Raw genomic sequence first — 22,807 nt, forward strand, 5'->3', positions numbered from 1 at the left:
CCTCGGAGCACGGGAGTCAGCACGAGGGTTGCTGTCGGGCAGGCCCCTGAGCGGGGAGATTGGAGTCACGAACTCCGATTCGACCTGACCGAGGGGAACCGACCATGTACACCCAGACCGCACCGTTCGCCGACCACCTGCGCGTCGTCCCCGCGACCCGGGACGTGCCCGAGGTCGACCCGAACGCGATCGTGCTGTCCGGGAGCGACGGCGACCTCACCGTCGGCGAGTTGGACAGCTGGTCCAATCGCCTGGCCAGGCTGCTGCTGCAGGACGGCGCGGTGCCCGGTGCGGCGATCGCGATCGCGATTGCCGCGCCGATCGAACGCCTGGTCGCCGAGCGTGCGGTGGCCAAGATCGGGGCGGTCGCGGTGCTCGCCGGCGGGCTGCCCGCCCGTGGGGCACGTCGGGGAATCACCACCCGGCACGCTCGTCCCGAGGCGGACGGCGCGATAGACTGGTTGGTCCTGGACGACCGTACGACGTTGCGTCGCTACCTGACCGGATCGGACGCACCGCTGTCCGCGGATGACCTCCCGGTGCTCGGTCGCACTGCCTGAATCGGCACCCTCAACCGAATATCCCTTGCCGCGCAACGACTTCCGAATGTCTCGTCGCGCGACGTGAACGCGCCCGCGCCGGATCCGGTGTGCACTTCCCGTGACCGGCGCAGGCGCAGAATCCAGGATCGTCATGCCGCAGTTTTCTCCCAATTCCATCGAAATAGCCACTCCCCCAGGGGCTTTCGAGCTATCCGCCGCCCAGCGCGGTATCTGGTTCGCCCAGCACATCGCCGGTGCCGTGCCGATCTCGATCGCGCAGTACGTCGAGTTGAACGGCGCGGTGGACATCGAACTGCTCGGTCGCGCCGCGCGGCAGGCCGGGCGTGAATTCGGCACCGGGTATCTGCGGCTGGTCGAGGTGGACGGGCGGCCCATGCAGTTGGTGGACACGACCCTCGACGACCAGTTGGACACCGTCGACCTGCGCGGGGAGGCCGATCCCGAGGCCGCGGCACAGGCGTGGATGCGCGCGGAGTACCGCGCGCCGCTGGATCCGCTCACCGATCGTCTGGTCAACGTCACGATGCTGCGGCTGGCGCAGGATCGCTGGTGCTGGTACTCACGGATCCACCACATCGTGCTGGACGGGATGGGCGCGCTGACGCTGGTGCAGCGCACCGGCGAGCTGTACAACGCGGCGCTCGAGGGGCGAACGGCTCCGGTGTCGAAGGCCGAGGATCTGCACGCGGTGGTGGAAGCCGATCGGGCATACCGGGATTCGGATCGATTCGCCGCCGATCGGGCGTACTGGCTCGAGCATCTGGAGGGTATGGCTGATCCGGTGAGTCTGGCCGGGCGGCTCGCGCCGGTCGACGGTCATCCCAGTCTGGTGAGTGGTGCGTTGCCGAAAGAGACCGGGGCGCTGCTGGATTCGGTGGCCGATGCGGTGTCCTCGGGTGTCGCGCCGACGGTGGTGGCGGCGTTCGGGGCGTATCTGGCCGCGATGACCGGCTCTTCGGAAGTTGTTCTGAGCCTGCCGGTTTCGGCTCGCACGACTGCTGTGCTGCGGCGTTCGGGCGGGATGATCGCGAATGTAGTGCCGCTGCGGCTGGCGGTGGCGCCGCGCACGACGGTCGGTGAGTTGATCGGTGCGGCGCAGCGGGAACTCACCGGGGCGTTGCGCAGGCAGCGGTATCGGCAGGAGGACATCTTCCGCGATCTGGGGCAGCGGATGGACGAGGCCGCGTCGTTCGGGCCGTCGGTCAATTTGATGATGGTGGACACCAGGATTCAGCTCGGCGCGGTCACCGGGCGGATGCATGTGCTGACCTCGGGGCTGATCGATGATCTGTTCCTGAATCTGTATCCGGGGGTGGGCGGGGAGAGTACGCATATCGATTTCCAGGCCAACGCGAATCTCTACAGTGATGACGAGTTGGCCGGTCAGCACGGGCGTTTCCTGAGTTTTCTGCATCGGTTCCTCGCGGCCGGTCCCGATGCGCCGCTGTCGGCGGTGGGTACGGTGAGCGAGGACGAATTCGCCGAGTTGGTGCCTGTACGTGGTGAATCGGATACTGCGATCCGGACGTTGCCCGAAATCCTTTCCGCCGGTGCGGCACTCGATGGCGACGCGGTTGCGGTGGTCGATGGGGATACCGAGCTGACCTACGCTCGGGTGGAGGAGTACACCAACCGACTGGCGCGGGTCCTGCTCGACGCCGGGGCCGGGCCCGAACACACTGTCGCGGTGTCGATTCCGCGATCGGCCGAGTCGGTGCTGGCGACGATCGCGGTGGCCAAGACCGGTGCGGCGTTCGTGCCGATCGATCCGGGGTATCCGGCGGATCGGATCGGGCATATGGTCGGTGACAGTGGGGTCGTCGCTGGGATCACGGTGCGGGGTGCGCGAGAGTCGTTGCCGGACAGTGTGAACTGGCTGGTGCTGGATGACCCGGCGACCGAGCGCGAGGCGGCCGTGCGGTCCGCGGCACCGATCACCGATGGCGATCGGACGGAGGCGGTGCGTCCGGATCAGACCGCGTATGTCATCTACACCTCCGGGTCGACCGGGTTGCCGAAGGGGGTGTTGGTCACCCATCGTGGGCTGGCGAATCTCATCGCGGGGTCCGGTGACCGATTCGGTGTCGACTCGGATTCCGTTGTCGCGCATGCGGTATCGCCGAGTTTCGATATTTCCGTCGAGGAGATTCTGGTGACGTTGGCGCGGGGGGCGACGTTGGCTGTGGTGCCTCCGGCAGCTTACGCGGGTGCGGAGATGACTCGGGTTCTGCTCGCGCACAGGGTCACTCATCTGGATGTCACTCCGGCGGTGGCCGGTTCGCTCGATCCCGCGGAGTTGCCGGGGTTGCGCACGTTGGTCGTCGGCGGCGATGCCTGCCCGCCGGAGCTGGTGACTCGTTGGGCCGGGCGCACCGTGCTGAACGGCTATGGGCCGACCGAGACCACCATCACCACGACGTTGAGCCGGGCGTTGGTGCCCGGTGACCCGATCACGATCGGCGGGCCGACGCGCGGGGTGTCGGCGGTGGTGTTGGATTCCTGGTTGCGGCCTGTGCCGGTGGGAACGACGGGTGAGCTGTACCTGTCGGGCGTCGGTCTGGCGCGCGGGTATCACCGGCGCACCGGGCTCACCGCCGAGCGGTTCGTCGCGAATCCCTACGGGCGTGGTGAGCGGATGTATCGCACCGGGGATCTGGTGCGCTGGTGTGTGCATGACGGGCGGCATGAGCTGGAATACCAGGGACGCAGCGACTTCCAGGTCAAGATCCGCGGGTTCCGCATCGAACTGGGTGAGATCGACGCCGCGTTCCTGGGGCTGCCGGAGGTGGAGTTCGCGCTGACGCTCGGTGCGGAGACCGGTTCCGGCGCGACCGCACTGGTGACGTACGTCCGGTTGCGTGCCGGGACACAGGTGCATCCCGAAGAGTTGAAAGCCGCTGTCGGGCAGTCGCTTCCGGCGCATATGGCGCCCGCGTCGGTGATGGTGATCGATCACGTCCCGCTGACGCCGCTGGGCAAGGTGGATCGAAAGGCGTTGCCCGCACCGGACTTCCAGGACGAGACCCGGTCCGGGCGCGCGCCCTCCACCGCGCGCGAGGAGTTGCTCGCCGGACTGTTCGCCGAGGTGCTCGGGCTGCCGTCGGTCGGCGTGGACGACAGTTTCTTCGCCCTCGGCGGCGACAGCATCATCTCCATCCAGCTGATCTCCCGGGCCAAGGCCGCCGGGCTCGGGTTCAGCGCCCGGGATGTGTTCGAGCGCAAGACCGTTGCCGCCCTCGCCGCCATCGCCTCGGACGTGACCGACGCGGGCGTCCGGGAACTGTCCGGCGGCGGAGTCGGGCCGATCGAGCCGACCCCGATCGTGCACGCGATGCTCGAACAGGGGCAGACGTGGCGGCGGTTCGGTCAGGCCGTGCTGATCGGGCTGCCCGGGGAGATCGACCGCACGCGGCTGGTCGCCGCCGCGCAGGCGCTGATCGATCGGCACGATGTGCTCCGCTCGAAGTTGCGGCGGGCCGACGGTGGCTGGGAATGGCTTGTGGGCGAGGAGGGTTCGGTCAGCGCCGAGCCACTGGTGCAGGTCGTGCAGGCGAAATCCGGTGACGAAGAAGCGATTTCGGCCGCGCTGGACGCGGCCGCGGATCTCCTCGATCCCGCGGCAGGTGTCGTCGCACGATTCGTGCTGATCGAACGGGACGAGGCGACGCCGCTGTGCTGGCTGGTGCTGCACCATCTCGTCGTCGACGGAGTGTCGTGGCGCATCCTGCTTCCGGATCTGGCCATCGCCGCGCAGGGTGGCGAACTCGCGCCCGTCGGAACCTCGTTCCGGCGCTGGGCGCACGGGCAGGTGGCGCAGGTGGGTGCGCGGACCGCTGAAATGCCTATTTGGCAGGCTATTTCGGCTGTCGAGGATCCGCCGCTGACTGTCGTTCCCGGCGGGAATGATTCAACGGCTACCCAGCACGTCGAGAGTCTGCCACAGGGGCATGGCGGTGATGGCAGCAACACCGCCGAGAGCGACGACAGCAGCAGCAGCAGCAGCGGCAGCGGCAGCGGCAGCGGCAGCGGCAGCGGCAGGCACGATCTCCGAGATGACGTTGCTATGCAACATGTTTCGAATCAGGAGCCGGACGTTCGCCGACTCGAGCCTGCGATCGATGTCGTGGCGACGATGGCGCAGCTGCACACAGTCCTCGAGCCCGATCTCGCGGACGCTGTCCTGAGCACTGTTCCGGACCGATTCCATTGCGGCGCAGACGATGTGCTGCTTGCCGCGCTCGCTCTTGCGGTGAGCCGTTGGCAGGATCGGGAGCGGACGGTGTTCACGTTGGAGGGGCACGGTCGCGAGGAGACGCTGCTGCCGGGCGCGGATATCGCGCGCACGGTGGGTTGGTTCACCAGCGTGTATCCGGCCGCGATCGATCTGTCCGGGATCGATCGGGGCGAGGCGTTCGCCGGTGGTGCGGCGGCCGGAACGCTGCTCAAGGCGGTGAAGGAGCAGTTGCGGGCGTTGCCGGACAAGGGGATCGGCTACGGCATGCTGCGGTATCTGAATCCCGGTACCGCCGCGATTCTGGCTGCGGACCCCGCGCCGCAGATCAGCTTCAACTATCTGGGCCGGGCGATGACCGGAACCGACGAAAGCCCCTGGTTGCCGCAGCGTTTCGCGGCGACGCAGGATCAGCGTGCCCCGTTGGCCGCGGCGATCGACGTCAACGCGGTGCGCACCGACGCCGGTCTCGAGGTGACCTGGGCGTACGCGTCGCGGCTGTTCGACGCCGCCGACCTCGACGAACTCGCCACGCTCTGGTACCAGGCACTCAGGGCACTGGCCGCGCACGCCAACACCTCGGACGCGGGCGGGCGCACGCCGTCGGACTTCGCCCTGGTTCCGGTGCGTCAGCAGCAGATCGACCGGTGGGAACGCGAATATCCCCAGCTCACCGACGTCTGGCCGCTGTCCCCGCTGCAATACGGCCTGCTGTTCCACGCGGTCTACGACACCGACACCGCCGACGGCTACACGGTGCAATCGCTGCTCACCCTCGCCGGAAACGTCGATGCGCACCGCCTGCACACCGCCGCGCAGGCCGTGGTCGACCGGCACGAGAATCTGCGCGTCGCCTTCGTGGAGACCGATGACGGCCCGCGTCAGATCGTCAGCGCACACGCCCAAATCCAGTGGCGCGAAATCGATCTCACCTCGATCACCGACCCCGAGGCACGGCGGCTGGAGCTGGACAACATCGTCGCGACCGACGCGAACACCCGCTTCGACCTCACCCGCGCACCGCTGCTGCGGTTCACCCTCATCCGCATCGACACCGACACCTACCGCCTCGTACTCACCAACCACCATCTGGTCCTGGACGGCTGGTCGACCCCGCTGCTGGTGCGCGAACTGCTCACGCTGTACGTCACCGACGGCGACACCTCCGCCCTGCTTCCGGCCCACTCCTACCGCGAATTCCTGGCCTGGCTGGACGCCTCGGACGACGCGCGCTCCCTCGCCGCCTGGACCGATTACCTGGCCGGTGTCGACACCCCGACCCGCGCCACGCCGAGCCTGGCCGATATCGACTCCACCGACACCGGCATGGTCTCCACCGATCTGTCCCGCGACGTCGTCACCACGCTCGAGAAGACCGCGCGCGAGGCCGGAGCCACGGTCAACACGCTGATCCAGGCCGGTTGGGCGATGGTGCTGGCCATGCTGACCGGTCGCTCCGACGTGGTGTTCGGCGCAACCGTCTCGGGGCGTCCGCCGGAACTGCCGGGCGTCGAGGAGATGATCGGCCTGTTCATCAATACCGTCCCCGTGCGCGTGCGGCTCGACCCCGCCGAGCGGGTGGTCGATCTGCTGGCCCGGGTGCAGGCCGAGCAGGCGCGGCTGATGGACCACCAACACATCGGCCTGGCGGCCATTCACCAAGCGGTCGGAGTGGCCGAATTGTTCGACACCCTCACCGTTTTCGAGTCCTACCCGATCGACCGCGAGGCCCTCACCGCGTCCCTGGACGTCGCGGGGATGCGGGTCCTGGACGTCGAGGGCACCGACGCCACACCGTATCCGCTGAATCTGATGGCCATCCCGATCCGCGAGGACGACGGCGACGCGCTGCGCATCACCTTGAAATTCCTTACCGGACACCTCGATTCGCGCGCGGCCGATACACTGCTGGCACGTTTCGTGCGGCTGCTCATCCAACTCGCCGCCGACGCGCAGCTGCCGGTGTCCCGGGTGCAGTACTGCGACGAGGCCGAACTCGCCGCGCTGCTGCCGGTGCGCGGGCCCGAATCCGTCACCGCGCGAACCCTTCCGGAGATCCTCACCGACGGCGCGCGCATCGATCCGTCCGCCATCGCGATCACCTCCGGCGAATTCACCATGACCTACGGCGAATTGGACGCGTGGTCGAACCGGTTCGCGCGAATGCTGTTGCGCCGCGGCGTCGGTCGGGAGATCTTCGTCGTGCTGGCGATGACACGGTCGCTGGAATCGGTGGTCGCGGTGTGGGCACTGGCCAAGACCGGCGCGGCCTTCGCGCCGCTGGACCCGAGTCACCCGGTCGAGCGCATCGAGCACATGCTCGCCGACTCCCGGGCGCCCATCGGCGTCACGGTGACCGAAACCGGCGAAACCCTGCCCGGCACCATCGACTGGCTGCTGCTGGACGATCTGAGCACGATCCGGCGGGTGATGACCGTCTCCGACGCCCCCATCACCGATGCCGAACGCGGCGGCCCGATCGACATCGAGCAGACCGCCTACCTGATCTACACCTCGGGTTCCACCGGCAAGCCCAAGGCGGTGCTGCTCAGCCATCGCGGCATCGCGAATCTGGTTACCGCACAACATGAGTCGCTGGGTACGTCCCCGCAGTCCGCGGTGTTGCAGGTGGCCTCGCCCAGCTTCGACGCCTCGGTGTTCGAACTGCTCACCGCGCACAGCGCGGGCGGGCGGCTGGTCGTCGCGCCGCCCGAGGTCTACGGCGGCGCGGAACTGGAACGACTGCTGCGCGAGGAGCGGGTGAGCCACGCGGTGATCACCCCGTCGGCGCTGGCCACCATGGAACCGGCCGGGCTGCCGCGCCTGCGGATGCTCTCGGTGGCCGGCGAGGCGGCCACGCCGGAACTGATCGAGCGGTGGGCTCCGGGCCGCCGGATGGTGAATCTCTACGGGCCGACCGAATTCAGCATCTGGGCGACCGGACCTGCGGAACTCGTTGCGGGCGAACGGATCACGATCGGCGGTCCGATTCGCGGTGCGGCGATCACGGTCCTGGACGCCTGGCTGCGTCCGGTGCCGGTCGGGATCGCCGGTGAGCTGTATCTGGCCGGACCCGCCCTGGCGCGCGGCTACTTCAACCGGTTCGCACTCACCGCCGAACGTTTCATCGCCCATCCCTTCGGCCTGCCCGGCGAGCGCATGTACCGCACCGGCGACATGGTGCGCTGGATACTGGACCAGCAGGGGCAGCCGGTCCTGGAATACCTGGGGCGCAGCGACTTCCAGGTCAAGATCCGCGGCCTGCGGATCGAACTCGGCGAGATCGACGCGGTGCTCTCGCGCGAGCAGGACATCGATTACGCGGTGACCATCGGACGTTCCGGGCCCGCCGGAGCGACCGTGCTGGTGTCCTACGTCCTGCCCGCCGACGGCATCCGGATCGACACCGACAATCTGCGCCAGCGGGTCGCCGCACAGCTGCCCGGCTATATGGTGCCGGGATATATCGTTGTGCTGGAATCGATTCCGCTGACCCCGGTCGGCAAGCTCGACCGCGCCGCCCTGCCGATACCCGATTTCACCGATACCGACCGCCCCTACCTCGCGCCGCGAACTCCGTTGGAGGACAGCGTGGCCGGGGTGTTCGCGGAGGTTCTCGGCGTCGAGCGGGTCGGGGTGGATCAGTCCTTCTTCGAACTGGGCGGCAATTCCCTGAGCGCGACCAAGGTGATCTCCCGGATCAACTCGGCACTGGGATCGGCTGTGGCCCTGCGTGATCTGTTCGACGCACCCACCGTCGCGCAGTTGGCCGCACGGATCGTCCCAGCCGCACAGGCATCCGAGCGCCCGGCGCTGGTGGCGCGTCCCCGCCCGGACCGCATCCCGCTTTCCCCTGCGCAACAACGGATGTGGGTGCTCAATCGGATGGATCCGAACGCGGCTGCCTACAACATCGCGGTAGCGCTGCGGCTGACCGGCGAGCTGGATGTGGTGGCCCTGGGCAAGGCACTCGCGGATCTGGTCGACCGGCACGAGAGCCTGCGCACGATGTACCCCGCCGACGGTGACGGGGCACGTCAGGTCGTGGTCGCCGCCGCCTCGGGAACACCCGAGATCACGGTGATCAGCACCGAGGACGGCGCGGCGCTGCGGACCCGGATCGCCGCGCTGACCGGCACGGGTTTCGATCTCACCGACGAATTGCCCTTGCGCGTGGGCGTTTTCGCCCTGCCGACGACCACCGATCGCGCCCGGGTGCACGTCGTGGCGCTGGTGGTGCACCACATCAGCGCGGACGGCGCGTCGATGGCTCCGCTGGCCGCCGATCTGGTCGCCGCCTACGCCCGGCACTCGCTGGGCGCGGGCACCGAACCGACGCCGCTGCCGATCCAGTACGCGGATTTCGCGATGTGGCATCGCGAGTTGCTCGGCGACGAGTCCGATGCGGAATCGACTGCGGCCCAGCAGATCCGATACTGGCAGCAGACCCTTGCCGATGTCCCCGAAGTGCTGGAACTGCCCGCCGATCGTCCCCGTCCGGCCGTGCAGTCGATGCGCAGCGCCGATATCGCCCTCACCCTGGATGCCGAAAAGCACCGCGCCCTGGTGGATTTCGCCACCGAGCACGCGGCAACCCCGTTCATGGTGGTGCACGCCGCACTCGCGATACTCACCGCACGGCTCGGCGGCAGCGGTGACGTCGTGATCGGCACGCCGGTGGCCGGACGCGGCGATCGGGCCCTGGACCCGCTGGTCGGCATGTTCGTCAACACGCTGGCCCTGCGCACCCGGGTCGACCCGGCCGCGGATTTCGCGACCTTCCTCGACGCCGTCCGCACGGCGGATCTGGACGCCTTCGCCCACGCCGACGTGCCGTTCGAACGGCTGGTCCAGATCCTGGACCCCGCCCGCTCGACCGCGTACCACCCGCTGTTCCAGGTCTCACTGAGCCTGCAGAACTACGTGGCACCGGTGCTGGAACTGCCCGGCCTGCGCATCGAGGTCGAGGACGTGGACCGCGAATCCGCGCAGTTCGACCTGAGTTTCGATCTGCGCGAACACTTCTCGGACAGCGGCCCGGCCGGTCTGGACGGCGTGCTGACCTACGCCACCGACCTGTTCGACGAGTCCACCGCCCGCACCCTGCTCGTCCGCTGGCAACGCATCCTGGACGCGGTCCTGGCGTGGCCGCGCACTCCGCTCGGGGATCTCGACATCCTCGACGCCGCCGAACGGGCCACGCTGGCACCGGTGCGCGGCTCCGAATCACGCGGTGCGACAACACTTCCCGCACTGCTCATCGAATCCCTCATCCGATACCCGGATCACCCGGCCCTGGTCGCGAGCGGACGCACGATCACCTATCGCGAACTGGACGACCGGGCCGACCGGCTGGCCGGCCTGCTGCGCGGCGCGGGCCCGGAAACCGTGGTGGCGCTGGGCCTGCCGCGCTCGGCGGAACTGTTCGTCGGCGTCTGGGCGGCGGCCCGGCTCGGCGCGGCATTCCTGCCGGTGGATCCACGGCACCCCGCCGATCGCATCGAACACATGCTCACCGATTCCGGTGCGCGCGTGGGCATCACCCTGGCCACGTATCGTCCACAACTGCCCGACACCACGGACTGGCTCGTCCTGGACGCGCCCGAATTCGCCGACGCCCCGCGAATCACGCCGCCGCACCACCCGATCCACCCGGACTCCCCCGCCTGGATGATCTACACCTCGGGTTCCACCGGCCTGCCCAAGGGCGTCTCGGTGACGCATCGGGGCATCGCGGATCTCATTGCCACACAGGCCGATCGGCTCGGTGTCCGGGAGAGTTCGCGGGTATTGCAGGTGGCCTCACCGAGTTTCGACGCCGCGATCTTCGAGGCGCTGATGGCATTCGGATCCGGTGGCGCACTGGTGATCTCGCCGCCGGAGGTCTTCGGCGGCACCGAACTGACCGCGCTGATCGACACCGAGGCGGTGACCCACGTGGTGATCACCCCCTCGGCGCTGGCCACCATGGATCCCGACGACGTGTCCGATATCCGGGTGCTGGCCGTCGCCGGTGAGGCGATGCCGCCCGAACTGGTCGAGCGCTGGGCCGGTGGCCGCACGCTGATCAATATGTACGGACCGGCCGAATTCACCATCTGGGCAACGAGTTCGCCGCTGGTGGCCGGGGAGCCGGTGTCCATCGGCACGCCGGTGCGGGGTGCGGCGGTGCTGGTGCTGGACGATCGGCTGCATCCGGTTCCGGCCGGGGTGGCGGGCGAGCTGTATCTGGCCGGGCCCGCTCTGGCGCGCGGCTATCACGCCCGGCCGGGTCTGACCGCCGAACGCTTCGTCGCGAATCCGTTCGGCGCGGCCGGGCAGAAGATGTATCGCACCGGCGATCTGGTCCGCTGGACCGGGGCCGATACCCGGCTGCGCCTGGAATACCTGGGCCGCACCGACTTTCAGGTCAAGGTGCGTGGCCAGCGGATCGAGCTGGGCGAGATCGACGCGGCGTTGCAGGCCATCGAGGGTGTCGACTTCGCGGTGACCCTCGGCGTCCCCGGCCCCACGGGTGCGACCGCGCTGGCGGCCTATCTGGTTTCCGAATCCGGCGTCGAACTCGACATCGCCCGGGTACGGTCCGCGGCCACGGACGCCCTGCCCGGTTACATGGTTCCGGCGGCGTTCACGGTGCTGGATGCGATGCCCATCAACGCGGTCGGCAAACTCGACCGCCGGGCGCTGCCCGCACCCCACTTCGAGGCCGCGCACACCGAGTATCGGGCACCGTCCACCCCGACCGAGCGGATTCTCGCCGCGGTCGTGGGCGAATTGCTAGGACTCGCGCGGGTGGGGGCCGACGACTCGTTCTTCGCGCTCGGCGGCGACAGCATCATGGCTATTCAATTGGTTTCGCGGGCAAAGCAATCGGGTGTGAGCTGCACGCCGCTCCAGGTGTTCGAACATCGCACGGTCGCGGCGCTGGCCGCGGCGGCCGATGCCGAGGGGGCGGTGCCCACCCTGGAAGAGTTGCCCGGTGGCGGGGTCGGGGAAGTGCCGCTGACTCCGATCGTGCACTACATGCTCGAAAGGGGCGGGGATCACCGGCGTTTCGCGCAGTCCGCGGTGCTGGAACTGCCGCTCGGGATCGAGCGCGAACAGCTCGTCGCGACCCTCGCGGCGGTGATCGACCGACACGATATGCTCCGCGCCCGCCTCGTGACCTCCGGTGCGCAACCGCGCCTGATCGTCGCCGAGCCCGGTTCGATCGCGGTCGATGCGCTGGTGCACCGGATCGAATCCGATTCCGAGGATCCGGCCGAGCGCCGGGCACAAGCCGCCCGCGAACTCGATCTCGCGGCCGATCGCCTCGATCCCGCCAATGGTGTTGTACTGCAATTCATCTGGCTCGAAGCGAGCACCCGCACCGAGCCAGGAAATCTGATCATCCTCGCTCACCACCTGGTGATCGACGGTGTCTCCTGGCGCATCCTGGTACCGGATCTGATGGCCGCCTGGGCTCAGATCAGCTCGGGTGCCGAACCTGTTCCGGCCGAGACCGGCACCTCACTGCGCCGCTGGGCGACGGCGTTGATCGAACAAGCCCACGCCCGCGTCGCCGAACTCGGCTACTGGCAGCAGGTGATCGCCGGACCCGATCCGCTCATCGGGGGACGCGAGCTGCAACCGACCATCGATCGCGCCGACACCCTGCGCACCATCGACCGCGAGGCCGACGCGACGGTGACCGAAGCCCTGCTCACCACACTGCCTGCCCTCTTCGGCGGTGGCGTGCAGGACGCGCTGCTGGCCACACTCGCGCTCGCGGTGGAACGGTGGCGCGAAACCCCCGAGCACAGCGTGCTGCTTCGGCTCGAAGGGCACGGTCGTCAGCAGGAAGTCGTTCCGGGAGCCGATCTTTCGCGCACGATCGGATGGTTCACGAGCCTGTATCCGGTCCGGCTCGACCTGGACGGCATCGATCCCACCGAGGCTCTCGCCGCAGGCCCGGCAATGGGCGCGGCCATCGCCACTGTCCGCGATCAACTACTCGCGGTGCCGGACAACGGAATCGGCTTCGGCCTGCTGCGGTATCTCAACGCCGAGACCGCTGCCCAACTGCCGCAACAACTTCCGGGCCGGGTGAGCTTCAACTATCTCGGTAGGTACGCCTCCGGTGACATCCCGGCGGGTCTGGAAGGGCTGGGCTGGCTGCCCACCGGCGAGCTGGGCGAGCTGTATGCCGCCGAATCCCCGGACGTACCAGTGCAATCCGCCATCGATATCAACGCGATGGTCGCCGGGGACCGCTTCCAGGCGAGTATCAGATTCCCCGACACTCTGGTCGACGACAACGCCGTCGCCGAACTGGCCGATCTGTGGATCGAGATGCTCACCGCAGCAGCGCGTTTCGCCGAGTCACCGGACGCCGGAACCATCGCAGCGCAATACACGGCAACCGAATCCGGCCCCTCCGGTCTCGGACTCGACGTGGTACTGCCCATCCGCCCCGAAGGCACCGAACCGGCGCTGTTCTGCATCCACCCGTCCTCCGGAATCTCTTGGACCTACCTCGGTTTCGCCGAATCCCTCGCCCCCGGCCGCCCGATCTACGGCCTGCAAGCACCGGATCTGAGCGGACGCGAACCTTCACCGACCTCGATCGAGGAATTCGCCGAACGCTACGTCCGGGAGATTCGCACGATCCAGCCGCAGGGCCCATATCACCTGCTGGGCTGGTCGTTCGGCGGGCTCATCGCGCACGCGATCGCGGCCCGGCTCGAACGGGACGGCGCTCGGGTCGGCGTGGTGGCCCTGCTGGACGCCGACACCGCCGATATCGACGGCGAGGGCATCGAGCGGCTGGACGCGGGCCGATTCGTACACGAATTCGGCGCGGTGTTCGGCATCGAGGACGTCCCCGCCGACGCCACCGCCCAGGATGCCGCGGATCTGATCCGCGAACGTCTCGGCGGCGTCGACCTGGTGGACGCGGCCACCCTCGAACGCATGGCCGCCTCCTACAACGCCGCCGCCCGCACCCGCACCGGCTACCGGCGACCCGTATTCCACGGCGACATCGTGTATTTCAGCGCGACCGTCGACACCTCCGAGATCTTCGGCCCCGACGGCTGGCGGCCGTACGTGACCGGCGAGATCACCACCCACGACATCGATGTCGCACACGACGACATGACCGCACCGCACGTGCTGCCGATCATCGCCCGCGTGCTCGACGAACACCTGGGAGGCAACCGATGAATTCCGGACAGGGAGTTCTCGTCGAGGGCATCGAGAAATCCTTCGGCGAGGTATCCGCCTTGCGCGGCATCAGTTTTCACGCGGAACCGGGCGAGGTGCTCGGCATCCTCGGACCCAACGGCGCGGGCAAGACGACCACCGTGAACGTGCTGTCCACCCTCATCGCGCCGGATCGCGGCCGCGCGGTGGTGGCCGGACACGACGTGGTCGCCGATCCGGCCGCGGTGCGCCGCTCGATCATGCTGACCGGCCAGTACGCCGCACTCGACGACATGCTCAGCGGCTTCGAGAATCTCGTGATGTTCGGGCGTCTGATGGGCCTGCGCAAACGCGCCGCCCGCGCCCGCGCGCAGGAGCTGATCGGCGAGTTCGACCTCACCGCCGCGGCGGGCCGCAAGGTCGGCACCTACTCCGGCGGCATGCGTCGCCGCATCGATATCGCGTGCGGGCTGGTCGTGCGCCCGGAGGTGGTGTTCCTCGACGAACCCACCACCGGTCTGGACCCGCGCAGCCGCCAGAGCGTGTGGGATCTGGTGTCGGACTTCAAGAATGCGGGCATCACCACCCTGCTCACCACGCAGTACCTCGAGGAGGCCGACGCGCTCAGCGACCGGATCATTGTCATCGATCACGGCGTGGTGATCGCCCAGGGCACCGCCGACGAACTGAAATCCCGTACGGGAGGGAGCTTTTGCGAGGTGGTGCCGGTGCAGTCCGCGGATCTGCCCGCGTTGAACACGGCGTTGTCCGGACTGCTCCCGCCGGATTTCCGTACCACCGGAGACTCGGACCGCATCGCCATCCCCGCGCCCGACGGCCACCGCACCCTGGCCGAAGTCCTTCGCCGCATCGATGCCGCCGGGCTGGACGTTATCGACATCGCCCTGCGCAGGCCCTCTCTCGACGAGGTATTTCTCCAGCTCACCGGGCATCCGGCCACCGAGAACGAACCCGCGGAGGTGGCGGTATGACCGTTCGGCGCCTCCCCGGCATCACCCACCGCATCGACTCACTCGCAGGTGCGGACGGGATTCGCACACCGCGCGGATCCGCACCGGCCACGGGATTTCGGACCGTCGCCCACGTAGTTGTTCCTGTCGACCCCGAACACATCGGAGCCCTCACATGACAACGCAGGTCTGGTTGGCGCGCGCGAGCGCCACACCGCATCGTGCACAGCAGTGGTGGGTGCTGACGCTCCGAATGATAACTCCCGCAGTGCAATCCGGCGAGGTGCTGACCTCGATTCTGGCACCGGCCGCCTTCACCGCGAGTTTCTACATTCCATTGAAGACGATCATGACCTTCACCGGAACGGGTTTCAGCAGCTACGCGCAGTTCATGATGCCGCTGGTGATTCTGCAAGCGGCGGCGTTCACGGCGGTATCGGCGGCGTTCCGGGCGGCCACCGACGCGGTCGCCGGGTTGAATCGGCGGTTCGGGTCGATGCCGATCGGGGCGTTGGTGCCGGCTGGGGCGAGGTTGTGCGGCAACGTCTTCCGGCTCGTCATCGCGTTGGCGGCGGCGCTGATCTGTGGGCACATCATCGGATTCCGGTTCTATCTCGGTACCACGCGGACGATCGAATTCCTGCTGTTCTCGATATTGATCGGGATGGCGTTGATCCTGGCCGCCGACGTGATCGGCACGGTCTCGCGCAGTCCCGAAACGACCGCGCAGGCGCTGGTATTGCCGCCGCTGATCTTCGGCATGCTCTCCACCGGATTGGCCCCGGCGAGCCAATTCCCGTCCTGGGTACAGCCTTTCGTGCGCAATCAACCGGTCTCGCAATGGGCCTCGGCACTGCGCGCGCTGGCCGGGGACCGCTGGCCGCACGGTGACCCGAACCTGTCGCTGATGACTCCCCCACTGGTGTGGACTATCGCAATTCTCGTTGTCTGCCTGGGGTTTTCGATACGACTCGGCAAAGGAAGAAGATGACCACACTCATCGCCGACCGAACGTCGCGACCACCGGCCAGGCCCGAGAACTCGGCAGCCGCGCTGATACTGCACACCCTGATCCAGACCCGCCGCCTGCTGCTGCGCTGGGTACGCAATCCGGTCGCCCTCCTGGAAACACTGATCATCCCGTGCCTGCTACTGATCATGCTGGACACCGTGATCGGCGATCAGATCCGCCGCTTCACCGGCACCGATGCCCTGGACGGTTCGGTCCCGCTGGCCGCCATCGTCGGCGCGCTGTCCGGGGCGGTGGCGAGCGGAATCCTGCTCGGACGCGAACGCGACGCGGGCCTGCTGGCACGGTTCTGGGTCCTGCCGGTGCATCGCGCCTCGGGCCTGGCCGCGCGCATCCTGGCCGAGGGCTGCCGCATTCTCGCCGGGACGGTGGCCATCGTGCTGGTCGGCTACGCGCTCGGCTTCCGTTTTCACGAAGGTGTCTGGGCCGCAATAGGATTCATGTGTATCCCGGTGTTGTTCGGCGTGGCCTTCGCCTCGATCGTCACGGCGGTCGCGGTGTTCACCGCCAAATCCACACTGGTGGAGGGCATTACGATCATCACCTCGCTGATGATGTTCTTCAGCACGGGATTCGTGCCGTTGCTCGCCTATCCCGAGTGGATCCGGCCCGTGGTACGCGACCAGCCGATGTCCACCGCCGTCGACACCATGCACGCGCTGGCCGCGGGCGGATCACTGGCCCGGCCGCTGACCCTCACCCTGATCTGGTCCGTCGGCGCGATCGTGGTCTTCGCCGTCCCGGCGGCGCTGGGCTACCGCCGCGCCAGCCGCCGCTGACGAGATCACTTGCCGCGGTGCAGAATTCCGGTCATATCGGTGTTCAGCCCGTTGGTATAGGTGAGCGTGCCGTCCGAATTGCGTTCCAGCGTGGTGACCACACCCATCCGCCCGCACGCCCGGCCCTGCGCGGGCCCGTTCTCGGCGGGCTTGGTACGCAACGTGACTCGCGTGGGACCGGCGAAGACCAACGCCTCCCGGCGCGTACACATGCCCTGTTTGGCGCGTCCGGTGGTGACGGCGGTGCCGATGTCCTGTCCGGCCTTCCCGGATTGCAGAGTCAGCACGACGTCGAAGGTGCCGCTGCCGTCCGTCGCACTGCCCTTCCAGGTGCCGACGTAAGCGGCCGGAAGCGAATCCACAGCGGATGCGGGCCTACCGCTGGTCGCGGTGCCGGGATGAGTCGTACTCGGTTGCTCCCCACCGGAATTCGCGACACTCGGATTCGTGGTGGCGACCGCGGCGTGTCCGGTCCCGCGCCCGGACACGCCGTTGGCGACGACCACACCGAGCACCCCTGCCGCGAGCAACGCCACCACGGCGACGCCCGCGAGCACGACCGGACGCCTGTGCCGCCGCACCGATGTCGGATGCGAGGGTGAGGCGTCGATCCCGGGAGCCGAGGACGTCGCGGTAGCCCGCTCCCCCGGCAGCGGGCTGGTGGCGACGGCGGTCCGCACCGCCGGAGCCGCCTCCAACTCCGCCAATTCGACTGTGCGACGCCGGATCTCGGCCAGAATCGACGCGGGCAACCACCGCTCCGTCGCGGGCGGGCACAACCCGGCCAACTGCCGCTCGAGCTGCGCCGGAGTCGGGCGGTCCCGCGGGTCCTTGGCCAGACACGCCGCCACGATCCCGCGCAGACGCTCCGGAACCCCGTCCAGCCCGGGTTCTTCCTGCATGACCCGCCACAGCATGGAGATCGTGTCTCCGGTACCGAACGGCGCGACGCCGGTCGCCGCGTACACGAGCACACCGCCGAGCGCGAAGACATCACCGGGCGGACCGGTCACCCCACCGCTGATCTGCTCCGGGGACATGTACCCGGGCGAGCCGATGATCTTGCCGGTCGTGGTGAGCGCGGTCTCGTCCTGGGCGATCCGCGCGATCCCGAAGTCGATCACGCGCGGACCATCCTGTGCCAGTAGCACATTCGACGGTTTCAGATCCCGATGCACCATGCCGGTCGCGTGCACATCGAGCAGCGCGCGGGCCAGTCCCACCCCCAGAGCGAGCAGCGAGGGTTCGGGCAGCGGGCCGAACGTCTCGACCGCGTCGGTCAGCGAGGGCCCCGAGACGTATCCGGTGGCCAGCCACGGCTGCGGCCCGTCGATGTCGGCGTCGTAGACCGGCACGGTGTGCGGCCCCGCGACGCGCCGGGCCGCGGCGACCTCACGCCGGAATCGGGTCCGAAATGTCTTGTCCCCGGCCAGATCCGGACGTACCACCTTGACCGCGACGGACCGACCGCCACTGTCGCACCCGAGGTAGACACGCCCCATGCCCCCCGCGCCGAGAAACCCCAGCAGCCGATACGGGCCCACGGTCTCGGGATCACCGGCCCCCAGCGGGCGGGTCGGGACAATCGACCGGCGCGCGGCAGCGGTCTCTCCCATCGCGGGTCGATTCATCAGGTCACACTTTCCGCTCTCATCGCGCCCCCGTCGGGCCGGTGCGGCGCGATGCGCACCATTCCCCGGAACATCCGCCGGTACCCACGGTAACCACCTTGTCGAGGGCCGTGCCGCTGGCCCGCCCCCGCCCGGGATCCACGGCCCCGCAGCCGCACCCGATGCCGGGAACTCCGCGCGCAGACCTACGGCTACATGACCAGCGCGTTTCAGGCAGGACTGACGACGGTGGTGATCCGTCCACTGTCCAGGTCGTAGGAATAACCGCCGATCACCAGCCTGTGCCGCCCCGAGGCCAGTTCGGGAGCGGCACGCAACCGATCCACGTCCGCCCGCACGGTCGCGGCCGGATCCAGGACGGCCAGATCCCGCGCGGTCCGATCGTCGTACCCACCCCGCGCCGCGAAACCGTGCCGCAACTCGTCATCGGCGAAAAGCGCCGAGCCGCAATCATTGTGGTGAATGATCGCGACCTCGAACCAGTCGGCATCGGGAGCCTTGGTCTCGTGCAGGTGATACACCCAGGCCAGATCCTTGATCACCGACGAGGTGACCCGGCCGCCGATATTGCGCGCGACGATCGCCTCCCCCAACCGCGCACCCAGAATCCCCGCGGGCTCGACCCGCGGATCGATGCAGGTGATCACGTACAGCTGTTGCAAGGGCAGGAAGGGGATCTCCGGAATCCGCCGCTTGGCGTCGGTCGCGGCGAACTGCTCGTTGCGCTCCAGGAAAACCGAGAAGCGCGAAGGGGTCGTGACAGACATGTCGATACTCCGATCAGTGAGCGGTGACGGCTGCGACACACCATCGAACAGAACGTTCGTTCTTGTCGCGCTCCTGACGGTACGGCCCGGGGCGACGAACGTCAACAGAACGTTCTGTCTCTATGCTGGAGCCATGGCCACCACCGCACCGAGCCCCCGTGAACGTCTCCTGGCGACCGCGCGGGAGCTGTTCTACCGCGAAGGCATCCACTCCGTGCCGGTCGACCGGATCGTCACCGAGGCCGGTGTCACCCGGGCGACCTTCTACCGGCACTTCCCCGCCAAGGAGAATCTGGTCCAGGAGTATCTGCGCGCCACCGACGCGGATCTGCGGGTGGCCGTGGCACAGGCGCTGGATCACGGGGACCCACGCGCGGCCGCCGCGGCGCTGCTGGATCTGATCGGCCAGGTCACCTGCTCGGCGGGCTTCCGCGGCTGCCACTTCATCAACGCCTCCGCCGAATATCCGGATGCCGCGGACCCGGTGCGCGTCGCGGTCGCCGATCATCGAATCTGGTTCCAGGACACCGTGACCCGGCTCGCCGCGCGTGCCGGGCATCCGGACCCCGACCATGCCGGGCGGGTCCTGGTCCTGCTGCACGACGGCGCGCTGTCCGCGGCCGGGCTGGACGATCCGGAGAAGGTGCGCGAGACGGTCGTGCGCGCGGGCCGCGACCTGCTCGGCCTGGACCACTGAGTCGCGGCCCGGACGACCGCGAAATTCCGCTGTGCACAGCACTGTCGACCGCACCGGGTAACGCTCGCACCCGTACCGGGAAACCCTGTGGCATCGGCGCAGACCGACGGCTACCATGACCAGCACGGGAGGGGCGGGTGTCGATATCCGCTTGGGCTGAGCGGCCGTCGATCCCACGGGTGAGCGGGGGTGTCATGACAACTCGGGAAGAGCACGAACGCGCTGCCGCCACGGGCGAGATCGGCGCGATGCACGATTTCGGGCAGTATCTCGAGCGCGCGACCCCGCCCGACATTCCGGGCGCGTTGGACTGGTACGGACGGGCCGCCGCGGGCGGGCACCGCTGCGCGATGAACGATCTGGGCCGGCTCGCCGAGAACCAGAATCCACCCGATCTGCGATCCGCGCGCGAATGGTACGAGCGGGGAGCCACCGCGGGCGATGCCACGGCCATGTACAACATTGCCGGTCTGCTGGCCGATCGCACGACGCCGCGCGATCCGGTCGCCGCGCGTCCCTGGTACGAGCGCGCGGCCGCAGCGCAGTACCAGGACGCGTACTTCAAACTCGCCTATCTGCTCGCCGAGCGTCTCGATCCGCCGGAGCCCGTCGCCGCGCGTCCCTGGTACGAAAAGGCCGCCGAGCACGGCGATTCCATCGCCATGTACAACCTTGGCCACCTGTTCCAGTACACCCTCGAACCCACGGATCCGGTCACCGCGCAGCACTGGTACGAGCGCGCCGCCACCGCCGGATACACCGATGCGAAGTTCTCCCTGGGCCTGATGGCGGAAGGCCGGTCCGACATGGCCGACGCGCTGCTGTGGTACGAAAAGGCCGCCGCCGACGGGCATTCCGGCGCGATGAACAATCTCGGCACGCTGTACGAGGAGAAGCTGGTCACCTCGAACATGGCCGCCGCCACCGAGTGGTACGAGCGGGCCGCGTTGGCCGACAATCCCAATGCGAGAACGAATCTCACCAGGTTGCGCGGTGCTCCGTCCGATCGGCCCAGCGCCGAACGCACCGTCCTGCCCGATCGCGTCGTCCGCCCGACCGGTGCCGTGCGGCCGCCATCGGCACCGGACACCTCCGGCATCACCACCGCCCTCGACACGCTGATCGAGGACAATCCCTACCGGCACAACGCTTTCCGGCTCGCCGCGCTGCCGACCGACGCCGATTCCCGGCAGGTCCGCAAGCGCGTCACCGAATTGGAGGCGGCCGAGAAACTCGGCGCACCGCTGACCCGGACCACCGCACTCGCGGTATCCCCCGCACCCGATGCCGCCGATGTGAAGGCCGCGCTCAACCGGCTGCGCGAACCGGTGAATCGCCTTGTGCAGGAACTGTTCTGGTTGTGGCCGTGCACCGACGGCGATCCGGCGCTCGCGGCACTGGCCCGCGGCGATACCGCTGCCGCGGAACAGATCTGGCTGGAGAGGATGGGTCAGGATGCGATCGCCGCGCACAATATCGCCGTGCTGCGGCACATCCAGGCCCTGGAAACCCCGCGCGGCCAGGCCCCGGAGATCTGGCTCGACGCCCTGACCGCCTGGGATTCGGCCCTGGGCACCGATGCGGTGTGGAATCGCCTGCGGGACAGGGCATCCCGCATCGACGACCGCCGCCTCGACACCCACGCGGTCGACACCTTGCGCGGCGCACTCCCCGCGATGCTGTTGCGCATCCAGGCCGCACTCATCGTCGATGCCACGGCCGCAGACGATTTCGCGACCGCCGACCTGCACATCACCGTGCTCGACCGGTTCACCGAACAGGCCCGCACCCATCCGGGCGCGTTCGACGCCGACACCATCGACGAGGCCCGCGGCTGGGCGATCCGGAAACTGTCCGCGCGCCTGAAAACCCTTGCCGACGAGGCATATCGGGTCGCGGGCCAGCGACCGGCCGAGGCCGGGCAGGCGGTCACCCGGATGCTCGATCAGACCCGGGTGCCGCTGCGGGTCATCGATCGGCTGCGTCCGCCGAGCGATCCGCTCGGCGCCGCCGCGCACGACGATATCGTCGGCACCGCGATCTCCTGCGATATCCAGCACTTCAACGCGGTCCGGGATCTCGCGTCGAGCGTGGCCGTGCTGCAACGGCTCGGCCCGATCGCCACCACTACGGCCAACCGCGACCGTCTGGCCAAGGAATGGTCCAATGCCGCGACGCTCCAGGTCGACGAACTGTGCACCACGGCCCGCACCAGCACGGACGCGAACAAGAAGCAGGGCCTGCAAGCCGCGCGCGACCTGCTGGACCGAACTCGGTTGCCGCTGGCCAGGATTCGCGCCGCCGACGATCCCGGCGAGGAACGGATCACCCGCGCCCGGGACCGCATCGCGGGCACCGCCACCTCGTGCGTGGTGTCCTACTGCAACGACACTGGTGATCTGGAATCCGCCGAACAGCTGCTGCGCCGGATCCAGCCGCTGCCCTCGGGCGCGGAGACGCGCGCTTTCGTGCAGGAGCAGTTCACCACGCTGACCGGCATGTTGCGCGAGCGCAACGAGGCCGCCCGGCTGCGGAACACCTGCTGGTACTGCCAGGCCCGGCCCGCGACACAGGGCCAGCACTACCCGTTCGGCCTGCACAGCGACGTGCGGTACTCCGGCAACACCAAGCGCTGGCGCACCCTGACCATCGAGGTGCCGCGCTGCGACCAGTGCCGGCAGCTGCATCTGCCCGAGGAGACCAACCGCAAGCGGCTCGGTGGCGTGGCCACCTTCGCCTTCGTGGTGGGCTTCTTCAGCTTCTTCATCGGGTTGGGTGTGCATCCGGTGTTCATCCTCACCGGGATCTGCGCGGTCGTCGCGATCGGCGCCGGGATCGGCATCCTGTCGATGGGCAACGACGAGATCAAGAAACGCGCACTGGCATATCCACCCCTGGTCGAATTGCTCGGGCAGGGCTGGAAACAAGGCGACCGGCCCGCATAGCCGGATCGAC

At 68.5% G+C, this 22,807-nt stretch carries 9 protein-coding genes; 7 read left to right on the forward strand and 2 right to left on the reverse strand.

Annotation, left to right across the window (positions count from 1 at the left end; genetic code table 11):
• The first annotated feature begins 104 nt into the window (after nt 1-104).
• The 5 genes from NRB20_RS17620 to NRB20_RS17640 all read left to right on the forward strand — a co-directional run bounded on the left by NRB20_RS17620 (nt 105) and on the right by NRB20_RS17640 (nt 16,757).
• A complete protein-coding gene (locus NRB20_RS17620; RefSeq protein ID WP_153411245.1) occupies nt 105-560 on the forward strand; it encodes an AMP-binding protein in 456 nt (151 codons plus the stop codon).
• A 133-nt stretch (nt 561-693) separates the two neighbouring features.
• Nucleotides 694-13,998: a non-ribosomal peptide synthetase gene (locus tag NRB20_RS17625; RefSeq protein ID WP_227833624.1), complete on the forward strand. Its 13,305-nt coding sequence runs from the start codon at nt 694-696 to the stop codon at nt 13,996-13,998.
• Nucleotides 13,995-14,969 carry an ATP-binding cassette domain-containing protein gene (locus tag NRB20_RS17630; protein ID WP_153411246.1) on the forward strand — a complete coding sequence of 325 codons (975 nt, stop codon included), beginning with the start codon at nt 13,995-13,997 and terminating at the stop codon, nt 14,967-14,969. The genes NRB20_RS17625 and NRB20_RS17630 overlap by 4 nt, the downstream gene beginning before the upstream one ends.
• A 154-nt stretch (nt 14,970-15,123) precedes the next feature.
• On the forward strand, nt 15,124-15,939 hold the full coding sequence (locus NRB20_RS17635; protein WP_153411247.1) for an ABC transporter permease: 816 nt from the start codon (nt 15,124-15,126) through the stop codon (nt 15,937-15,939).
• A complete protein-coding gene (locus NRB20_RS17640; protein ID WP_153411248.1) occupies nt 15,936-16,757 on the forward strand; it encodes an ABC transporter permease in 822 nt (273 codons plus the stop codon). The genes NRB20_RS17635 and NRB20_RS17640 overlap by 4 nt, the downstream gene beginning before the upstream one ends.
• 5 nt (nt 16,758-16,762) lie before the next feature.
• Here NRB20_RS17640 and NRB20_RS17645 read toward each other — a convergent pair whose 3' ends face one another.
• Complete coding sequence (locus tag NRB20_RS17645; protein WP_153411249.1) at nt 16,763-18,373, reverse strand: serine/threonine-protein kinase; 1,611 nt, start codon at nt 18,371-18,373, stop codon at nt 16,763-16,765.
• A gap of 224 nt (nt 18,374-18,597) precedes the next feature.
• A complete protein-coding gene (locus tag NRB20_RS17650) occupies nt 18,598-19,155 on the reverse strand; it encodes a carbonic anhydrase (RefSeq protein WP_153411250.1) in 558 nt (185 codons plus the stop codon).
• Nucleotides 19,156-19,288: 133 nt separating this feature from the next.
• Here NRB20_RS17650 and NRB20_RS17655 point away from each other — a divergent pair, with 133 nt between their 5' ends.
• Both NRB20_RS17655 and NRB20_RS17660 read left to right on the forward strand, forming a co-directional pair.
• Nucleotides 19,289-19,852 carry a TetR/AcrR family transcriptional regulator gene (locus NRB20_RS17655; RefSeq protein ID WP_153411251.1) on the forward strand — a complete coding sequence of 188 codons (564 nt, stop codon included), beginning with the start codon at nt 19,289-19,291 and terminating at the stop codon, nt 19,850-19,852.
• Nucleotides 19,853-20,046: 194 nt separating this feature from the next.
• Complete coding sequence (locus NRB20_RS17660) at nt 20,047-22,797, forward strand: tetratricopeptide repeat protein (protein ID WP_153411252.1); 2,751 nt, start codon at nt 20,047-20,049, stop codon at nt 22,795-22,797.
• Nucleotides 22,798-22,807 lie beyond the last annotated feature (10 nt).

It is taken from the genome of Nocardia macrotermitis, assembly GCF_009604405.1.
Taxonomy (GTDB): domain Bacteria; phylum Actinomycetota; class Actinomycetes; order Mycobacteriales; family Mycobacteriaceae; genus Nocardia; species Nocardia macrotermitis.